The 18,657-nt window shown below is 43.3% G+C and carries 24 protein-coding genes; 13 read left to right on the top strand and 11 right to left on the bottom strand.

The features are described 5' to 3' along the window. The first annotated feature begins 30 nt into the window (after positions 1-30). Positions 31-945, top strand: a complete 915-nt coding sequence (gene rnz / locus ASULF_RS03430; protein ID WP_015590310.1) for a ribonuclease Z — start codon at positions 31-33, stop codon at positions 943-945. A 256-nt stretch (positions 946-1,201) separates the two neighbouring features. Next, the gene (locus ASULF_RS03425; RefSeq protein ID WP_015590309.1) at positions 1,202-1,744 is read left to right on the top strand and encodes an acyltransferase; all 543 of its coding nucleotides are present in this window, start codon (positions 1,202-1,204) and stop codon (positions 1,742-1,744) included. Here ASULF_RS03425 and ASULF_RS03420 read toward each other — a convergent pair. After that, the gene (locus tag ASULF_RS03420; RefSeq protein WP_015590308.1) at positions 1,685-2,293 is read right to left on the bottom strand and encodes a DUF1405 domain-containing protein; all 609 of its coding nucleotides are present in this window, start codon (positions 2,291-2,293) and stop codon (positions 1,685-1,687) included. The genes ASULF_RS03425 and ASULF_RS03420 overlap by 60 nt on opposite strands. 61 nt (positions 2,294-2,354) lie before the next feature. Between ASULF_RS03420 and ASULF_RS03415 the strand changes: the two genes are divergently transcribed. Next, entirely contained in the window at positions 2,355-2,906 is a 552-nt protein-coding gene (locus ASULF_RS03415) for a TATA-box-binding protein (protein ID WP_015590307.1), read from the top strand. Between the two features lie 35 nt (positions 2,907-2,941). On the opposite strand, the gene ASULF_RS03410 is transcribed toward ASULF_RS03415, so the two are convergent. Further along, the gene (locus ASULF_RS03410) at positions 2,942-3,301 is read right to left on the bottom strand and encodes a Mov34/MPN/PAD-1 family protein (RefSeq protein ID WP_015590306.1); all 360 of its coding nucleotides are present in this window, start codon (positions 3,299-3,301) and stop codon (positions 2,942-2,944) included. A 134-nt stretch (positions 3,302-3,435) separates the two neighbouring features. Here ASULF_RS03410 and ASULF_RS03405 point away from each other — a divergent pair, with 134 nt between their 5' ends. From ASULF_RS03405 to dapB, 3 genes are read left to right on the top strand one after another with little or no spacing between them, the layout of a single operon-like run. Further along, on the top strand, positions 3,436-3,633 hold the full coding sequence (locus ASULF_RS03405) for a 30S ribosomal protein S17e (RefSeq protein WP_015590305.1): 198 nt from the start codon (positions 3,436-3,438) through the stop codon (positions 3,631-3,633). After that, entirely contained in the window at positions 3,626-4,495 is an 870-nt protein-coding gene (gene dapA, locus ASULF_RS03400; protein ID WP_015590304.1) for a 4-hydroxy-tetrahydrodipicolinate synthase, read from the top strand. Before ASULF_RS03405 ends, dapA begins: the two co-directional genes overlap by 8 nt. Beyond that, positions 4,492-5,271, top strand: coding sequence for a 4-hydroxy-tetrahydrodipicolinate reductase (dapB, locus tag ASULF_RS03395; RefSeq protein WP_015590303.1), 780 nt, complete (start codon positions 4,492-4,494; stop codon positions 5,269-5,271). The genes dapA and dapB overlap by 4 nt, the downstream gene beginning before the upstream one ends. 64 nt (positions 5,272-5,335) lie before the next feature. Here the strand turns inward: dapB and ASULF_RS03390 are convergent, their stop codons facing one another. Continuing rightward, entirely contained in the window at positions 5,336-6,112 is a 777-nt protein-coding gene (locus tag ASULF_RS03390) for a DUF2202 domain-containing protein (RefSeq protein WP_015590302.1), read from the bottom strand. Between the two features lie 647 nt (positions 6,113-6,759). On the opposite strand from ASULF_RS03390, the gene ASULF_RS03385 reads away from it, so the two are divergent. Next, the gene (locus ASULF_RS03385) at positions 6,760-7,083 is read left to right on the top strand and encodes a transcriptional regulator (protein WP_015590301.1); all 324 of its coding nucleotides are present in this window, start codon (positions 6,760-6,762) and stop codon (positions 7,081-7,083) included. Between the two features lie 2 nt (positions 7,084-7,085). Here ASULF_RS03385 and ASULF_RS03380 read toward each other — a convergent pair whose 3' ends face one another. Together ASULF_RS03380 and ASULF_RS03375 are read right to left on the bottom strand one after the other, a co-directional pair. Next, positions 7,086-8,294 (bottom strand): tripartite tricarboxylate transporter permease, encoded by a 1,209-nt coding sequence (locus ASULF_RS03380; RefSeq protein WP_048098103.1) that lies wholly within the window; start codon positions 8,292-8,294, stop codon positions 7,086-7,088. A 73-nt stretch (positions 8,295-8,367) separates the two neighbouring features. Then, positions 8,368-8,994, bottom strand: a complete 627-nt coding sequence (locus ASULF_RS03375; protein WP_015590299.1) for a hypothetical protein — start codon at positions 8,992-8,994, stop codon at positions 8,368-8,370. Positions 8,995-9,075: 81 nt separating this feature from the next. Here ASULF_RS03375 and ASULF_RS03370 point away from each other — a divergent pair, with 81 nt between their 5' ends. The 6 genes from ASULF_RS03370 to ASULF_RS03345 all read left to right on the top strand — a co-directional run bounded on the left by ASULF_RS03370 (position 9,076) and on the right by ASULF_RS03345 (position 15,630). Next, positions 9,076-9,360 carry an NMD3-related protein gene (locus tag ASULF_RS03370; RefSeq protein WP_015590298.1) on the top strand — a complete coding sequence of 95 codons (285 nt, stop codon included), beginning with the start codon at positions 9,076-9,078 and terminating at the stop codon, positions 9,358-9,360. Between the two features lie 29 nt (positions 9,361-9,389). Further along, complete coding sequence (locus ASULF_RS03365) at positions 9,390-10,448, top strand: TPD domain-containing protein (protein WP_015590297.1); 1,059 nt, start codon at positions 9,390-9,392, stop codon at positions 10,446-10,448. A gap of 74 nt (positions 10,449-10,522) precedes the next feature. Beyond that, complete coding sequence (locus tag ASULF_RS03360; protein ID WP_015590296.1) at positions 10,523-11,260, top strand: fumarylacetoacetate hydrolase family protein; 738 nt, start codon at positions 10,523-10,525, stop codon at positions 11,258-11,260. Between the two features lie 56 nt (positions 11,261-11,316). Beyond that, a complete protein-coding gene (locus ASULF_RS03355) occupies positions 11,317-13,926 on the top strand; it encodes a valine--tRNA ligase (protein ID WP_015590295.1) in 2,610 nt (869 codons plus the stop codon). 47 nt (positions 13,927-13,973) lie between these two features. Continuing rightward, entirely contained in the window at positions 13,974-14,543 is a 570-nt protein-coding gene (locus tag ASULF_RS03350) for a DUF1648 domain-containing protein (protein ID WP_015590294.1), read from the top strand. Between the two features lie 226 nt (positions 14,544-14,769). Further along, on the top strand, positions 14,770-15,630 hold the full coding sequence (locus tag ASULF_RS03345; RefSeq protein ID WP_015590293.1) for a coiled-coil protein: 861 nt from the start codon (positions 14,770-14,772) through the stop codon (positions 15,628-15,630). 12 nt (positions 15,631-15,642) lie between these two features. Here the strand turns inward: ASULF_RS03345 and ASULF_RS03340 are convergent, their stop codons facing one another. From ASULF_RS03340 to ASULF_RS03315, 6 genes are all read right to left on the bottom strand, one after another. Beyond that, the gene (locus ASULF_RS03340) at positions 15,643-16,290 is read right to left on the bottom strand and encodes a hypothetical protein (protein ID WP_144060471.1); all 648 of its coding nucleotides are present in this window, start codon (positions 16,288-16,290) and stop codon (positions 15,643-15,645) included. A 22-nt stretch (positions 16,291-16,312) separates the two neighbouring features. After that, positions 16,313-16,483, bottom strand: a complete 171-nt coding sequence (locus tag ASULF_RS03335) for a 4Fe-4S binding protein (RefSeq protein WP_015590291.1) — start codon at positions 16,481-16,483, stop codon at positions 16,313-16,315. Continuing rightward, positions 16,480-16,863: a helix-turn-helix domain-containing protein gene (locus ASULF_RS03330; RefSeq protein WP_015590290.1), complete on the bottom strand. Its 384-nt coding sequence runs from the start codon at positions 16,861-16,863 to the stop codon at positions 16,480-16,482. Before ASULF_RS03330 ends, ASULF_RS03335 begins: the two co-directional genes overlap by 4 nt. Positions 16,864-16,877: 14 nt before the next feature. Next, positions 16,878-17,204 carry a thioredoxin gene (gene trxA, locus ASULF_RS03325; RefSeq protein ID WP_015590289.1) on the bottom strand — a complete coding sequence of 109 codons (327 nt, stop codon included), beginning with the start codon at positions 17,202-17,204 and terminating at the stop codon, positions 16,878-16,880. An 11-nt stretch (positions 17,205-17,215) separates the two neighbouring features. Next, positions 17,216-17,476, bottom strand: coding sequence for an MJ0307 family thioredoxin (locus tag ASULF_RS03320; protein WP_015590288.1), 261 nt, complete (start codon positions 17,474-17,476; stop codon positions 17,216-17,218). Positions 17,477-17,572: 96 nt separating this feature from the next. Beyond that, positions 17,573-18,637, bottom strand: a complete 1,065-nt coding sequence (locus ASULF_RS03315; protein ID WP_015590287.1) for an OBG GTPase family GTP-binding protein — start codon at positions 18,635-18,637, stop codon at positions 17,573-17,575. Positions 18,638-18,657: the final 20 nt, after the last annotated feature.

Here is an 18,657-nt window from a genome sequence, read left to right as displayed (position 1 = left end):
CTGGACAGTTAAAGCAATTAAAGCAAAGTTATGTTTCTCAAGGTCGTTTTTCTCGGAACTTCTGGTACGATTCCGAGTGTGGATAGAAATCCCTCGTCCATTCTGATAAATTACAATGGCGAGAAAGTACTCTTTGACTGTGGAGAGGGTACGCAAAGGCAGATGATGATAGCAAAGACTGGATTCAGGAGGCTGAACAACATATTCATAACCCATCTCCACACAGACCATTTCGCCGGGATCTTTGGGTTAATAGAGACCCTATCGCTCAACGACAGAAAGGATAAACTGACAATACACTCCCCCAATGCGATTTTTCTCAGGAAACTATTCGAGATGTTCGGCTACAATAACATAGAATATGAAATAGAGGTAAAGGATGTGAAAGACAATTCTGTCTTCGAGTTCGATGGGTTCAGAGTTGTGGCTTTCAGAACTGATCACATCGTTGAGAGCTATGGATATGCGTTTATAGAGAACGACCGGAGGGGGAAGTTTAATCGAAAGAAGGCTGAAGAGCTTGGAATTCCTCCAGGGCCACTGTATTCAAAGCTGGCGAGAGGGGAGAGCGTTGAAGTAGATGGTAAGCTTATAACTCCAGATATGGTACTTGGAAAACCCAGACCGGGGCGAAAGATCATCTATAGCGGAGATACAAGGCCCTGCGAGACCACGCTCGAGATCTCCAGAAATGCTGATTTGCTTATACACGATGCCTCCTTCACCAGCGATTTAATGGAGTGGGCGATCGAGACGAAGCACTCTACCGCAAAGGAGTGTGCTGAAATTGCATCTAAAGCGAATGTTAAAATGCTGATTCTGACACATATAAGTGCAAGATACTCAAAGGATCAATCACCCCTGCTTGAAGAAGCCAGAGAGATTTTTGATGATGTTGTAGTTGCACATGATTTTATGGAAGTTGATGTGCCTTTCAGGGATTGAGGGTTTTGACTGTTTTTGAGAGCTTTTAGAGTATTGATGGCTGAAACGTCGATGGATCTTGACATATCAAAGCAAAAGCGAGACCTTTTCAGTAACAACCTACAGCTTACCAAAATTCAATCACCTTGCACACCTTAAAGCTCAATCTCAATTTTCTTCAGCACCCTTTAAAGGTTGCCGAAATCCATCCCTTTCCATCCCTTGCTTGACACCCTGCCACCGAAAAACTTCTTTAAAAACAGGAACAAGAATGCCCATGGCTCAGAGAAAAACAAGAACGCTCATAAAATGCAGCGATAAAAACTCCCTCAGATACTGGACGAAAGCCAAGAATCCCCTTATCGTGGCGTTAAACTACATCATAATCGCAATTTGCAGAATCCTTCCATCTCTATCACTGAAATGCTGGCTTTTGAGAAGGATTGGTGTAAAGCTTGGAAATAATGTATCCTTCGGTCTTGAGTCCACTCTGGACATATTTTTCCCAGAGCTAATCGAGATAGGAAATAACTCGATAATCGGTTTCAACACAGTCATACTCGCCCACGAATTTCTTATTGACGAGCTGAGAGTTGGAGAAGTCAGGATAGGAAAGAATGTCACGATAGGAGCTAACTGCACAATTCTTCCTGGAGTTGAGATCGGAGATAATTCAATAATCTCAGCTCACAGCCTCGTTAACTCAGACATCCCACCAAATGTACTCGCAGGAGGTGTCCCGGCAAGAGTTATAAAAAAGTTAGGGATGCAAAAAAGCCCGACCAACAAAACGCTTCATCAACAGAATGCTGACAGCTGAAAGAATAACCGTATATGCTGCCACCAGTTCGATACCACTCTCAGGAATGTATGGATGGGTATTCAGAATGTAATCCGAGAAATCGTTCAGGACCATCCACAGAACAGTCAGCATCAGGCCTTTCCTGCTCACATTCTCAGCCAAGCTTATCAACCAGAATGATTCAACAAAGAGCAGGAAGTGAGTTACAAAAATAAACGAATAGAGGATATACCTTCCTCCTGAGAAAAAGTATGCTTTATGATATATCAGAACGCTCATCGTCCATAACCCATACTTGAACAGATTCGCTGAAGAGAAGAAAGAAAAGTCATCACTCTTCCTGCCAATCAGTATTAAAGTTACAGCCACAGCTATGAACAGGCTCGCATTCGGGCAGTCCGTGATCAAAATCCAGAAGTACTCGGGACTTGCCATTAGCTGATATCTGTAGTAATAATATCCATAAACCGCACCCATCAAGTTGGCAATTACGATGAAGAGCATGAGTTTCCTGCTGTACAGCATCTCTTGTATCTCTCGCATCTTTCGAATTTTTTGAACAACCATGGTTGTGAATAAGCAAAGGTATTTATATAGTTTATATAATGCCCTATGTGGGGGAATTGAAATGAAAGATTACAAAATAAAGATAGAGAATGTTGTTGCATCCACTCAGATTGGTGAGAATATAGACCTGAATAAGATAGCACGGGAGATTAAGGATGCAGAATACAAGCCAAAGCAGTTTCCAGGGCTTGTACTCAGAACAAAAGATCCTAAAGCCGCAGCTCTGATTTTTAGGAGTGGTAAGGTAGTTTGCACAGGATCGAAGAGTGTTGAGGATGCCAATAGAGCTGTAAGACAGGTGGTCAAGATAATAAGCAAGCTCGGTATCGATGTGATACTCGAGCCAGAAGTTAAGGTTCAGAATATTGTCGCTTCAGCAGATCTGGGTGTTGACTTGAACCTAAACGCCATCGCCATTGGACTTGGACTTGAGAACATTGAGTATGAGCCAGAGCAGTTTCCGGGACTTGTTTACAGGCTCAACAAGCCAAGAGTCGTTGTGTTGATTTTCGGTTCGGGCAAGATGGTAGTTACCGGTGGAAAGGGTCCAGAAGATGCAAGGCTTGCTGTTGAAAAGATCGCGGATGAACTATCTGCTCTGGGCTTGATGTGATCCTGAGTTGATTCCCTATCCAATAAATTCAACATTCAATCCAGGATTTTCACCTCAATTTCATTTCCATACCTGTCGAAGCACCTCCATGATTTTTTATCATAGGGGTATGCTACGATTATGTGGAACTTTCCGATCCTCGAGAACATGCTGAGATCCGCCTGAGATGGCTCCAGAATTGGCCTTGGGTGGCTGTGAAAGCTTCCAAGAATCTTCATCCCGAGCGGGAGCATATCGGTATGGATTATGGCCATCGTCTCACCGCTTTCAAAGGGCAGGAAGATCAACTCTTCTCCAATCCCTTTTCTCCCTGTGATCAGTGCAACAATCTCATTTGGATGATTCTCTTTCGCCACTGCAAGCATCAGCTCAAGCAACTCCCTCTTTATCTCCATACTGACAGTATCAAACCGAAGGGATAAAAAATTTGGGAATATCCTTGTCTGAGTGCGTGGCAGAGGATGTAATTCATAACCTCCACGCAAAACTTAAATAAAGAATTATCAATTGCTTTGAAGAGGTGTTGATGATGGGAACGGTAAAGCCTGCGTACATCAAGGTTATCGCTCTTGAGCTGTTAAAGAGATATCCGGACATGTTTACGGAGAGTTTTGAGGAAAACAAGAAGCTCGTTGCAGAATATGCCGATATAAAGAGCAAGACTGTCAGAAATAGGGTTGCTGGATATATAACGAGAAGGGTCAGAAGGGGTTATCTAAATGCATGAGTTTAAGGGTGTTATTCCAGCCCTTATAACCCCTTTCAAGGAAGACCTGAGCGTAGATTTCAAGGGAATCGACAGAAACTTAGAGTATCTGGAAAAGCATGTCGATGCTGTCGTTCCTGCTGGCACGACCGGTGAGGCTGCGACACTCAGCTACGAGGAGCATATAGAGGTTGTCAGATATGTCTGCGAGGTTTCAAAGGTGCCGGTGATAGGAGGAGCGGGATCCAACTCAACAAGAGAAGCCCTTTATATCGGGAAGGAAGTTGAGAAGGCTGGCGCGGATGCAGCAATGTTTGTAACACCCTACTACAACAAGCCCAATCCTGATGGACTCTATTTGCATTACAAGGCTTTGAGCGACGAGCTTTCGATCCCGATAATAGTTTACAATGTTCCATCAAGGACCGGCATAAACTTAACGCCAGATGTCGTGAAGAGGCTCGCAGAAATCGAGAATGTTGCAGCCATAAAGGAGGCAAGCGGGAATCTGAAGCAGATTTCAGACATAATAAGAACCGTTCCAGAGATTACCGTGCTGTCAGGAGACGATTTTCTCACGCTGCCAGTCCTGTGCCTCGGGGGAACAGGAGTTATCAGCGTTGCTGCGAATGTAGCCCCGCATCTTATGAAGGAGATGTACAATAAGTTCGTTGAGGGGGATATGACCGCTGCAAGGGAGCTCCACCACAGGCTAACTCCATTGTTCAACGCTCTGTTTATCGACACGAATCCAATACCTGTCAAGAAGGCATTGAACCTTATGGGATTGGCCGCAGGAAAGCCCAGATTGCCTCTCGTAGAACTGAATGAGGAGAAGACCGAGAAGCTGAAGGCTGTTTTGAAATCCCTCGATTTGTTATGATCTCGATAGCAATTGCTGGTTCAGCTGGAAGAATGGGCAAGCTGCTGGTAGCAAATACCGTGAGCGATCCAGAGCTCAAGCTTGTTCAGGCTTTCGATGTTCAGAGAGTTGGTGAAGATGCAGGAGAGGTTGCAGGAGTTGGTAAAACCGGTGTGATTATTTCAGACAATATCGATGAGCTAAATGCAGATGTTCTGATAGATTTCACTGTGGCAGACTCTTCGATTAAGAACATAAAAAAAGCCTGTGAGAAAGGAGTTAAGCTTGTTGTTGGAACTACAGGATTTGACGAAGAACAGTGGCATGAGATCGAGAGCGTTATATCCGTTCCTGCAGTTATATCTCCGAACTTCAGCATTGGGGTGAACATCTTCTGGAAGATCCTCGAATTCGCAACACCTTATCTATCCAGCTACGATATAGAAATAGTCGAGATCCACCACAGGTTTAAAAAGGATTCTCCGAGCGGAACCGCTCTGAAAGCGGGAAGACTGATAAAAGACATTCTGGAGAAAAAAGGAATAAAAAGGGAATTAAAGTTCGAAAGAAGTGGATTGAGTCCGAGAGGAGAGGAAATAGGTATTTTTGGGATAAGAGGCGGAGATGTGGTTGGTGAGCATACGGTGTTCTATTTCGGCAATGGTGAAAGAATTGAGATAACCCATAGAGCATTGAGCAGGCAGGCATTCGCATCCGGAGCTATTCAGGCGGCGAAGTGGATAAGCAGGGTTGAGAAACCGGGAATATATACAATGGATGATGTACTTGGATTTTGAGCTTTTGATCTTTTGCTTTTAAATTGCTTTAAAATAGAAAGAAAAATTAAGCTTTATTTTGACTTTATCTCGCATTTATTATCTCCTGATACTCATCCTCGCTTATCACCTGTGGTTCGTAGGTGACACCATAGTTCTTGAGAACTGATGTGAAAGCCCTCAGATGATTCTCAGAACCTCTCATGAGGTTATCATAGACGAGTTCGATATCCTCATTGTCGTTCTTTGCAAGCCAGTCCTTGAGGTCTTTTATGTCAACTTCTTCAATTAAGGCACCAACCTTCAGGGCATCAACCTCTGACTTGCTTCCCTGCTCCACAAGGTTGTCGTAAAGCTCCTGCAGATGTGGATTGGTGAACTCACCCACATCCTTAGCCGGATCTGTCAGGTTGTACTTTTTGATTAGGGCTAACACGGCATCCATGTGCATTTGCTCGCTTCTGGCAATGTTGCTGAAGATCTGAAGTCCCCACTTGTCATAGAGAGCCAGATAGACATCCCTCGCCAGTTTCTCCTCCTCACGCATGTACATTATTCCATCGATTTCATCCTGGCTGAGGTTCTGCCGTGGAAGGGTTTCAACATTTGCCATTATTGTACTGCCCATGCTACCCATGTTACCGTTTCCCATGCCACTGTTCCCGTGCTGTCCAGCGCCCTGCCCTTGTCCTACTCCATGACCAACCCCAATTCCATTACCCATGCCTGTTTGAACCGGTGTTGGTGTCTGAGTTTCAGCAGGTGCAGTCTCCTGAGTTTTCTGAACGCATCCGCTTGTTAATACAAGAACCATGCCGATTAAGATTAGCCCGATCCAGATGTTTTTTCCAAACTTCTTCATTTTTATCACCATAATCCTTTATCCTATAGAAATTATAGTATTTCTTCAAATTTAAAGCTTTCTGATTTCTGAGTTGAGTGTGTTTTCCCTTGTGACGCAAATCGAAGGTTATTACGCTGTTATTGGCTGCTCCGCGCTGGATACATCAAATCTATCGGACTAAGATATTGTCGATTTAAGAATGATTGAATCAAGGTTTGATGATCCAGAGAAAGTGGCTATCGCATGGATAATTCGTATCCGATTAAACCGAAGTAGATGTCATTGATGTTGGGAATGATGTTATTTATATGGGGAATAACCCAGAGCTGATCTCCGAGTTGAGTTACGCAGCAAATGTTAGTTGTCACGGAAAATGAACAGACAATTCTGTAGGTGAAACTATATAATATAAGTTCACAGAGCATTAAACAAATATATAAATTAAGTAAAAATATTTATGATCCTATGAAAAAATATGACTGTGTATTACAAAATGAATAAAAATCCGTACGAAAACATATTGATAAATCACTAAATAAATTTCATGCGTGAGAGATCTGTAAAAATATCGGAGGGTGTAAAATCCAAACTTCTAAAAACTTGAATATATAGTCAAAAAGAAAAAGAACAAAACCTTTATTTATTAAAGATGCAAAATTGTTATAATGAGCAAACCACCCTGTATGGTTATTGTGAAAAACATACTTCCAGCTTTAAGAGCTAAAATTGCAAAAGAACTTATTGAAAATTATGGGTTGAAGAGGAAGGATGTTGCAAAGCTTCTGGGTTTAACACAATCAGCTGTATCACAGTATATGAGCAGCAAAAGGGGACTGACTGGAATCCAGATGATTGAAAGATCCGAGAGGGCAAGTGAGGTGATCAACGAACTGATTGAAAAGCTCATTAAGGGAGAATTCTCTATAGATGACGAAGTTGACTACATCTGCAGGATTTGCGAAATATTGAGAGACGAGGACATCGTTTAGATTTAGACTCTCAACAAAATGCTTGGGAGTATCACACAACCCATGCAGTTGATCCTTCTCACCCCAAGTTTCGCAGCAAGCAATCCAACAATAGTAGATGTTATCAAAAACAGGATTCCGTAAGTCCCAGTCATGAAATATGTGTAGGCTACAAGAAATACTATGAGCAATTTTGAGAGATTGTGTGTATCAACCTCCCTCAACACCCTGGAAAATATGTACCCGAGCAGAATTGTAACGAAAAATGCTATCACCACAACGATTGCTCCGAGAAGAATTAAATTCCTGATCTCGCCATAATCGAGATCGCTTACGATTCTGCTAAAAGCATCAACCGCTCCACTTCTCTTAAATCCCATAGAGAAAAAGATTGCGTAGCAGAGCAGGGCATTAGATGTGTTGGCTGAGGAAACAGAAGTTATATACTCTTCCTCTTTTCTGTTGCTGAATGACGAAATCACGCTCGCAATCCCGGAACTGACTCCCGGAAACATCGATACCAGAAATCCTCCAGCACATCCATGAAAAACTCTTCTCCCCGGAATTGCCAGCTCTATTCTCTGATCGGGGATAGATGTCTTTCTGCTCTGGATCAGAACCGGAATCGAAAAGAATCCGATCATCATTGGTATGAAGATATTTCCTCCTGCCCTAACCTCAAAGAGGAAGGAGTACTTAAAGGCGATATACCCAATCACTCCAGAAAGCAGAATAATAGCCAGAGCTTCAGACATCCTGAGAACCCTGTTTAGCGATCCGGCAAACCTATCCTCTCTTTCAGATAGAATGAGCAGAATCACTACCAGAATCAAGAATGGAGCTGTTAACTCCATCAAAATTCCCTTAAGACTAAGATTAAGCAGGACAAAAAATACTGGAATCGATAAAACATAGGATATCAGGCTCGAAAAAGCCGAAATGCTTACAGCCTCAAAACCCCTCCCATCGAGCAGCATCGCATGTGCCGGGAGAATGGATACTGCTGTATCTTCATCAGGAGCCCCGATGAACACCGTTGGTAGAATATCTAAAAATGTGTGGGTTATCGAATTCGCGAATATAATTAACGCTATCTCTTCAGGCTCGAAAAATTCTGTCAGAATGAAAATGTTGGAGATCATCAGTGCAGAGAAGGTATTATTGTGAATGCCCGGCAGTAAACCGCTCACAATACCAAGCAGTATGCCTACCGCCAGCGGCAGAAAATCCATGCTAGCTATGGTAAAGAATGGGACATTAAAGCGTGCTAAAGTGTGAGCGTTTACCTCCAAACTTTCAACTCAGCTAAACCTTCAAGTTCCTCAGCCTCTCAAACGGTTCTGATATAATCTCAGAAATCTCTTCTAGGCTTTTCTCGCCAATGTACTTTTCAAATGAGGCTAAAAAGTCCAGCAGATCCTCATCATCCTCTAAATCCCACACTCCTGAGTAGATAGGATTCGTGTCATGAAATACAGCATACAGCCTATCCACATCTTTGATGGATGATATATCCTCCTCAACCTCGAAGAAGATGCTGTCTGCGATAATATCCATGACAGCCTTTCTCAGCCCGGATGCGCTGTAAACACTTCCGGGAGGGGAGTTTCTTTTAACAATCTCATCTATTTCATCCTCATCCAGAGGGAAAATTTGCTGAGAGGAGGATTTATCGGCTGATATCCTCGTAAGGAGATCGTAAGTCCTCTTATCAAGTGGAGATACCCTGACCTTCCTGCCACTCCTGAGCCTAACCGTATGAAAATCCCGATATCTCCGAATATCTTTCTTTGTAATCCCTGCTATCTCAGCGGGAGTTGCCAGTGTGGAGATTATCAGCCTCACTATGCAGTGCTCCACTTCATTTTTCCTTGATGCAACATTAATATAGTTTATATTGAACTCGGTTCTCAGAAGCTTCTCTCCCTGCATTCAGTAGAGTTTTGCTGGAGGTTATAAAAAATTTCATGCTTTTAGAGTAAGACTTTTTAACACCAAAGCCAATTTAAAATCGTGGAAGTAAAGCACCCTGCAATTCTGCAGCTCAGAAACCTGCCCCTCACTAACTTACAGAGGGTTCTTGAAAGGAAGGGATTTGAGTTCGAGATAGAAAAGGCGAAGAAGGGGTATGATGTCTACTTCTCAGATGTAAATGATGCCAGAAAGTTCATTTCGGATTTGAAGAGGAACTACAGATTCAAAATTAAGATGAGTACGAAGTACGCGGGGCTGAGGAAAGGCAGGGTCAGGGTGCTTTTTGTTTACTCGCTGAGAGGAGAAGAAATAGGAGAAGAATAGAGAAAAATAAGATATGAAAAGGTGAGAGATTGGAGATAACACACGAAGAATACCTGAAGCTGAGAAAAAATTTAAGGAATCTATCGGATTTGAGAAATGAGAGATACTACCGAGGTATGCTCTTTTCGATACTATCTCAAAAGAAGGTTGATGAGGTAAAGGTTAATTACGGCAAAATGATCAGCAGAGCAGAAGAACTCGCAGATTTCTGGGAGAGGGAGAAGAGGTTCCCGAGATGGTTCAGGCTCACCCCAACAATGCAAATTAGGATACTCCTGAAAGCTCTCGAGTACTCGAAAAAGGAGATTAGAAACTCATTCTTAAATCCGAATAATATTGATGATGAAGATCTTAGAAGGGAGACCTGGAAGTCAATCTTTACAGATTACATCTACTCTCCTTTCGCAATAAAAAATCAGTATGTGAGGGGAGATCTTGGAGAAAAAATACTTGAGGAGTGGCTCAAATCCAGAGATATCGAGTTCAAAACCGAGAAGGATCTGAGGAAGGAGTTCTCAAAAACCCCAGACTTCTACTTCCCGGATGGTGTTAACATAGCCGGAGAAGAGATCAGATGGATTGAGAGCAAAGCTCTCTTTGGAGATTTCAGGATACACTGGGTTTACTGGAAAAAGCAGTTCTCAAAATACCTCGAGATGTTCGGGAATGGGTTCGTTATCTACTGGTTTGGCAGAGTTAAAGAGATTGACAAGGTAAAATTCCTGAAGGAAGACATGTTCAGAAATGAGTTAGCCAGAAACCTCCTTGAGATGAAAATATACATGACAGGGATTAAAGGCAAAAGTGATCGTGATCTTGAACATATAGTTGAAAGATACCGCATAAAAAACATCTTCGAAGTGGATTCCGATTTCCCAGACATTGGCTTAGAGGTTGCAAGGAATGGCATCGATTTTGAGGAGGTTTACTCCGGAGAGTTCATAAAAGCTGTCACATCTGTCATAGACTCTTTCTCAAAAGGCCCGGTTCTGGTTGTGGGGGATCAGAGAGACTGGAAAAAATGCAGAAGAAGACATATAGGATGGGTATTGAGAAATATGGGTTTTCAGATTGTTAATCTGAGGTAATCGGCCAGATGAAATCACGAAATCATTAAGTTTACAACATAACGGTAATATACTCCCACAGCAATTCGCAAATCATGATCGCCTACGGAAGGTTCCTTTTCAAGGGAGAAATCAACGAAGGGTATTTCGATGTTCAAAACGAGGTAATAATCTTCGATGGGGAGAGAATTCCCATAAAAGCCGTCAGATTTCTTCCTCCGGTTAAACCATCAAAGCTCATTTGCGTCGGGGTTAACTACCGTGACCACGCAGAGGAGTTCGGAAAGGATGTTCCCGACGAGCCGATAATATTCATGAAGCCAGATACAGCAGTCATAGGCGATGGAGATGCGATTATACTCCCGAATATGTCGGAGAGAGTAGACTATGAAGGAGAGCTTGCAGTAGTTCTTGCAAAGAAGTGCAAAAATGTTTCGTATGATGATGCAAAAGATTACATCTTAGGCTACACATGCTTCAACGATGTTACGGCAAGAGACCTGCAGATGAAAGACGGGCAGTGGACAAGGGGCAAGTCTTTCGACACATTCGCCCCTCTCGGGCCATATGTTGTGAGTAACTTGGATCCAAGAAATTTAGAGATAAAAACATACCTCAACGGCAGGGTCGTTCAGGCATCCAATACATCCAACATGGTTTTCGATGCATTCAGACTTTTGGAGTTCGTTTCATCGATAATGACCCTCAAAAGAGGAGATGTTATCGCCACCGGAACTCCTTCAGGCGTTGGCCCGCTGAGAGATGGAGATGTTGTTGAGGTTCACATTGAGGGGATCGGAGTGTTGAGAAATTACGCGATAAATATGAAGTAATGAATGAAGTAATATTTAAAAACTCTCTTTGTAAGGGAATATAGCGAGGTGAGAGCTTGGAAGAAATTGAAAAAGAATACAGGGCTCTTGAAATTGAAAAGAAATGGCTTAATTTGTGGGATGAATCAATGTACTATTTTGACTGGAATTCCAGAAAACCACATTACATAATCGATACGCCTCCTCCCTATCCAACCGGATCATTTCATATTGGAAACACCCTCAACTGGTGTTATATTGATTTTATCGCGAGATACAAGAGGATGAGGGGATATGAAGTCATGTTCCCTCAGGGATGGGACTGTCATGGGCTTCCAACTGAGGTGAAGGTCGAGGAAAAGCATGGAATAAGCAAGAACGATGTTCCGAGAGACGTTTTCAGGAAGATGTGCGTTGAGTTTACCGAGGGAAACATAAAGAAAATGAGAGAGACCATGAAGAGAATGGGTTTCTCCATCGACTGGAGCAACGAGTACATAACAATGTATCCAGAGTACTTCAAGAAAACCCAGATTTCATTCGTGAGGATGTACGACAAAGGACTGATCTACAGAGCTTACCACCCAGTAATTCACTGTCCGAGATGTCAGACAACAATAGCACTGGCTGAGATTGAATACAAGTCTGGGAAGACAATGCTGAACTACATAAAGTTCGATGAAGATGTTGTTATCGCTACTACTCGTCCAGAATTGATTCCTGCATGTGTTGCTCTCGCTGTTCATCCGGATGATGAGAGGTACAAAAATATCGTTGGAAAAGAGGTTACAGTTCCGACAACCGAGTACAAGGTGAGGGTCATTGCCGATGAGGAGGTCGATCCCGAGTTTGGAACCGGGATCGTGATGATCTGTACCTTTGGAGACAGACAGGATGTCAAGTGGTGGAAGAAGCACGATCTGGAGCTCAGAATGATTCTTGACAGGGATGGGAGACTCAATGAGAAGGCCGGAAGATATCAGGGGCTTTCAATTAGAGAAGCCAGACAAAAAATACTTGAGGATCTTGAGAAGGAAGGCAGAGTTCTGAAGAAAGAGGAGATAGACCACAATGTTGGCACATGTTGGAGATGTAAAACTCCTGTGGAGATAATTGCCGAGGAGCAGTGGTTCGTCAGGATAGAGCATGACAGGATCCTAGATGGAGCGAGAAAGATAAAGTGGATCCCAGAGCACATGTTCAGCAGGCTCGTTGGATGGGTAGAGGGCATGGAGTGGGACTGGGTCATAAGCAGGCAGAGGATTTTCGCAACCCCGATTCCAGCTTGGTACTGCAAGAAATGCGGAGAGATTCTGGTTGCAAAGGAGGAATGGCTGCCAGTAGATCCGACAAAGGATTATCCAAAGATTCCATGCCCATCCTGTGGCTCAGTTGAGTTCGTGGGAGAGGACGATGTCCTGGACACATGGATGGATTCGAGCATAACCCCTCTGGCAATTACCGGATGGCCCTATGAGCATAAAGAGTATCCCACCCATCTTAGACCTCAGGGGCATGATATCATAAGAACATGGGCGTTCTATACAATACTCAGATCCCTAGCTCTTGCTGACGAGATACCTTGGTATGAGATCGTCATAAACGGGATGGTGCTGGGAGAAGATGGAAGAAAGATGAGCAAGAGCCTGGGTAACATAATCTCTCCTGAAGAGGTTATCGAGAAGTACGGTGCCGATGCTCTGAGGCAGTGGGCAGCCAGTGGCTCGACAGGTAGCGATGTGATATTCACATGGAAAGAAGTAGTTTCTGCGAGCAGATTCCAGCAGAAGTTCTGGAGCATACTCAGGTTCTCGGTCAACCACCTCAAGGGATATAAGCCAGACAGTAAGGATGCTGAAAAGCTGAGGCTTGCAGACAGGTGGATCCTCTCCAAGCTGAACAGAGTTATCGAGAAGGCAATAAACTCCATGGACTCATACAGGTTCGATGAGACGCTGAAGGCGATAAGGGGTTTTGCGTGGTACGATCTGGCTGACGATTATCTGGAGATCGTGAAGAGCAGGCTGTATTCTGGGAGTGAGGAGGAGAAGGTTGGGGCTAAATACGCACTCTACAAGACGATCTCAGCACTCATAAGAATGCTCGCACCTTTCACACCATTCCTCGCTGAGGAGTGCTGGAACATATTCTGCAAAGCAACAGAATCAGGAAACGAGAGCGTACATAAACAGAGCTACCCGGAGGTTGAGGAGGAGTTCATAGATGACGATGCTGAAGAAAGAGGAGAGCTGATGAGGAGGATAATCTCAGAGATAAGGAAGCTGAAGCACGACAGAAATATGGCTCTAAATGCTCCGCTAAAATCCGTGATGATCTATACGGAAAAGGAAATCGATACAAGAGATATTGCTGGGGCTGTGAACAGCAAAGTGGAAATTCTCAAGGAGTTTCCATCCATTGAGACCAGAATCAAGCAGTTGAAGCCCAAGTATAGCATCATAGGGCCAAAATTCAGGGACAAAGCGAAAGAGATCATCAAAGCTGTTAACAGCTTTGGAGAGAAAGAAATGAGAAAACTTCTGGAAGAGGGCTACGAAATCGAAGTAAATGGAGAAAAGATCTTTCTCGAAAAGGACTGGTTTGATGCTGTTGAGGAGAGAGTTTTCGCCGGGAAGGATGTGCAGGTGTTGGAGGTTGAAGGTGTGATAGTGCTCGTGGAGATCTAATTTTTTATATTTTTGAACTGAAATCATGAGCCCGGCATGAATCAGCTATGAATCCAGCTGTGAACTCAAACAACCTTGCAAACCCAGAACCGCTATCCTTCAAAGGAAGAATTATGGCATTATCTCTCCTGATGCTCCTGATCACGATGTGGGTTCTGGGAATACACGCATACCTCACCCTTCCGGATATGGTTCCAACACACTTCGATGCTCAGGGGAGACCGACATCATACGGCAAAAAAGAGGTATATCTGATTCTGCCACTAGCATTCAGCCCACTTCCTGCAATCTTTCTGGTAATAACGAGGTACCGCTTCACGCTGATAAACAAATACCCATACCTCATAAACCTGCCAGCCTTCTTTGCGAACATCCACAGGATTCCTTCTGAGCAGAGAGGTCTATGGGTTAACAGATACTTCGATGCTCTGCTGGCTCTGGGAGTTACTCTATCAGCATACATGCTACTGCTTGAGTGGGGAATATATGAAGGGGCCTTGCATGGATCTCTACCCTCATGGTTCAATCTGACAGCCGTGATCACGCCCTTTGCAGTTATCCTGATTTTTCTGTACTACATGCGAAAGCTGTCCAGAGAGATCGAGGCTGCTACATAACCGTAGTTCAAAGCACATATTCAGCATCACAAAATAATCTTAAATAATGTAGATTTCGATATGCAAAGACACCGTTCAGAAAAATATATAAAAAGCAGAGGGTATTGCGATTAACCTTAAAGAAAAATTTAAATCCCTATCGATAGGGGAAGTGTTTCGGGGGATTGGCTGTATGCTGATCCCACACTCATCTTAATGATACAACAAAGATAGCTGTTGTGAGAGCATGATGCTGGAAAAACTAATGGAGAGGAAGGAACAGTTGGAAAAAGAGGTTCAAGAGCTTACGAAAAAGAGGGATGAGCTGAATAAAGCTGCGAGAGAATATGCAGATAAGAGGGATGAGCTGAATTCTCTTGTCAGAGAGCTTCTTGCGAAGGTTAAGGAGATCAAGGAAAAGAGAGATGAAAACAACAAGAAGGCGAAGGAACTAAAGCAGAAGAAGAATTCGCTGAACAGAGAAATTGACAAGCTTTACAGGGAGCTTGACAAGCTCAGAAAGTCGATAGATAAGGGCGGCAGACCACTCTCAGAAATAGAGAAAGAAATAAGGAGGCTCGAGTTCAGACAGCAGACTGCGGTGCTTACAATAGACAAGGAGAGGGCGTTGGTTGAGAGGATTGCCAAGCTGAAGAAGGAGCTTGAAGAAAGGAAGTATCAGCTTGAGAGGCACGAGGAGTTTAAGAGGCTGATTGCCAGAATAAAAGAGCTGAAAGAGAAGGTCAGAGAGATCCATCAGGAGATGATGGAGTTCGTCGAGGAGGCTGATAAGTACCACGCTGAGATGACGAAGACTTTCCAGGAGATAGATGAAAAGAGGAGCGAAGCTGACAAGATGCACGAGATGTTCGTTAACAGCAAGAAGGAAGCCGACAGAATACATAATGAGATAATCAAACACAGGAAGGATCTAAAAGATCTCGACAAGGTCATAAAGGCTCTGAAGGCCAAGCAGGCGAGAAGCAGGGTTGACAGGGAGAAGGAAGAGCTTATAAGGAAGGCAAAGGAAATCTACGAGATGTTCAAGAGAGGAGAGAAGCTCGAAACCGAGGATCTGCTGCTCCTCCAAAGAGCAGGACTTATCTAATTTTTATTTTGTTTATTTTTGCCTTGTTGCTTTTGACTTATATCCCTCAATAAGCAGTCTGACGAACCTGTTGATCTCATAGACAGGGGACTGATACTTTTTCCCGTAGCTCTGGAAAGCGTTTCCGCACCCAGCAAACGGACTTATAAGGCCGGAGCCTTTCAGCTCGGCTATTACCACACCACCATCTCTGTTTCTTTTCTGAGAGGCTTTGACTATCGTATTTCCGCACACAATGTTGTTTTCCGCCTCATTGGTTATCTCCTTGAAGATCTCAAAAAAATCTGAGGGTTTCCTCTCGCCAATCTTCCGAAAATAGTTCTCTACAATTTTCTCGAGCTCAAAGTTTCCGTTCTTCACACTCCTGAAAATTTCCCTTACGATATACGGTATCTCAAGCTTGTTTGTTGAATGTGATATAAGCCTGCTTTTCCATGCAAGAGATGAATTGATCGCTGTTAGAGGATGAGCAAGATCAAAGTAAGAGAGGATAAGGCTTATCTCGAATTTCTCCTCTTCACTCAACCCACTCAGATCAATATAGCCTCTCTCACAGTTCTCAACTAGCAGATCAACCGCCTTTCTTGAGTACTCATCCCCACCAAGGGTTTCAACAAATTCTTCTATAATTTTATTTTCGGGCTTCATTAGCTTCATCATTGCTGAGCCTACTGATGACACCCTAATCCATTACAATCAGCGCACCATAAGGGCAAGCTTCAACACAGTCGTAGCACTCTAGGCACTTGTCATGATCAATTCTGGCAACTTTTGCTCCGTTCCTGATTATCGCTCCCGTCTTGCAGACCCTGTCACATGTCCCGCATCCCTGACAGTTCAGAACCGCAATCATTTCTGATCCTCTTTTGCACTCCTGTTCAATGCTACAAACTCATCGATTACCTCTCTCATTCTCCTATACCAGTCGTCAAGCAACTTGATCATCTCCTTTGCCAGCTCTTCGACATCTACCGGCTTGTAGATGTAATAATATCCGCCATCATTGATCGTTTTCTTGTCTCTTGTAACTATCCCCGCAAGCATGAGCTTTTGCAGAGATTTATAAACCGAGTTTTCCCTCCTACCAAGAGTTTTACTTAAAGTATCTATTTTTGCACCCCTGAGCTTTACAAGAGTCTTGAACACAATTATATCCGCTTCGTTCATCCCATATAAGCATTCGAGGACATTATCACAATTCAGTCTGGTTAGAGCTTCTTTTATCGACTTCATGTTAAAAAATAAACTCAGGCACTTACTTTTTTAAGTGCCTTCTCTATTTCATGTTTCACAGCCCCTTCAGGCAACGCACCAACAAAGGCGTTGACGATCTCTCCATCGTAGAACATCAGCACTGTTGGGATGCTGAATATGCCAAATCGAGATGCTAACGCTGGATTCTCATCGGTGTTAACCTTTGCGAATTCAACCTTTCCATCGTACTCTTTCTCCACCTTCTCCAGTATGGGTGTCAGCATCCTGCAGGGCATGCACCACTCAGCCCAGAAATCCACAACTACGAGCTTTTTCTTCTTTATCTCATCGTAAAAGTTCTCCTCATTCAAATTTTTCATCAAACCACCTCCTAGTAAGCTCTCATCTGCTCAACCACTCTTTGAAGTTCTCCCATGCTGGGAACTCCAAGTATTACAGCCTGATCGTTAATTATCAGGGCAGGAACCCCCCTTATTCCGAACTTCACTGCTTCTTTCAGTCCCTCATCAGTGTTCACAGGTATTTCTATCGCCACTACATCCTTATTCTTTTCAACAAACTTCCTCACGACATCCGCTGCCATCGGACAGTACGGACATGTTGGGGATGTAAGCAATTTAATTTTTATCATCCTATATCACCACTAAATACTAGTGATTAAAGGTATATAAATTTTATCGGTTTTGTCAATCACAGTAAAAACCGTTACAGGTCAAATTCAATACAATTATGCATAAATTGTCAGAATATCACCATCCTCAAGTACATGGTCTATACCAACCCTCTGCTCCTTGAACTTCGCAGACTTGCCGATAACTCTTGCATACCTGAAATTCCTGTACATATCCTTGTGCAGTTTCTTGCAAACATCTCCAACCGTCATGCCCCTCTTAATGATCATGGGCTCGTTGAGGTCTGCTTTCCCACCAGGAGGTTTGAGAAATATCCTTATCAAGTCGAGCTTCTCGTAAATGCTCTTGGCCAGAAGATCGAGATTTATTTTCTTCTCAGCAGAAACGGGAATAACGCTATCTGGAAGGTTACCTGGATTATAAAGATCTATCTTGTTCACAACCACTATTGCTGGAATGTACACGCGATTCCTGAGAATGGCATCTATAAATCGATCCACGGTTACATCTTCCCTTATCAGCACCTCAGCATTATGAATCCTGTACTCCCTCAGAACCTCATAGATCGTCTGCTCATCTATAGATAGGGGAACAGTGGATGTTATCTTCAAACCACCTCTCTCCAGCTTTTTGACATACACCTCTGGAGGTTTCTGGTTCAACCTGATCCCGCCATTGTAAAGCTCCCTCTGAATTATCTTTATGGATTCAAGATTAAAAGGGTCCGCAATTATAACAACAAGATCGGAGTTCCTTACAGCAGATATTATCTCCCTTCCCTTTCCTCTTCCCTTCGATGCCCCCTCAACAATTCCGGGAAGGTCTATTATCTGGATTTTTGCCCCATTGTACTCAAGCATTCCGGGAACTGGCTTAAGAGTTGTGAAATCGTAAGCCCCTATTTCGCTTTTAGCTCCAGTTAAAGCGTTCAGCAGCGATGATTTCCCAACCGATGGAAACCCAACTAAAACCACTGTAGCATCACCATCTTTTTTGATTGAGAACGACGGTCTGCCAGTTTTTGCCTTCTGCTTTTCTGCCTCCTCCCTTAGTCTGGCTAGTTTAGCCTTTAGTCTACCTATATGATGCTCAGTAGCCTTGTTGTAGGGTGTGTTCTTAATTTCTTCTTCAAGCTGTCGTATCTGTTCCTCAAGACTCATTCTGAATTGAGTTAAGTGAT

This window comes from Archaeoglobus sulfaticallidus PM70-1 (assembly GCF_000385565.1).
Lineage (GTDB): Archaea > Halobacteriota > Archaeoglobi > Archaeoglobales > Archaeoglobaceae > Archaeoglobus_A > Archaeoglobus_A sulfaticallidus.
This window is presented reverse-complemented; position numbering and strand designations above follow the sequence as displayed.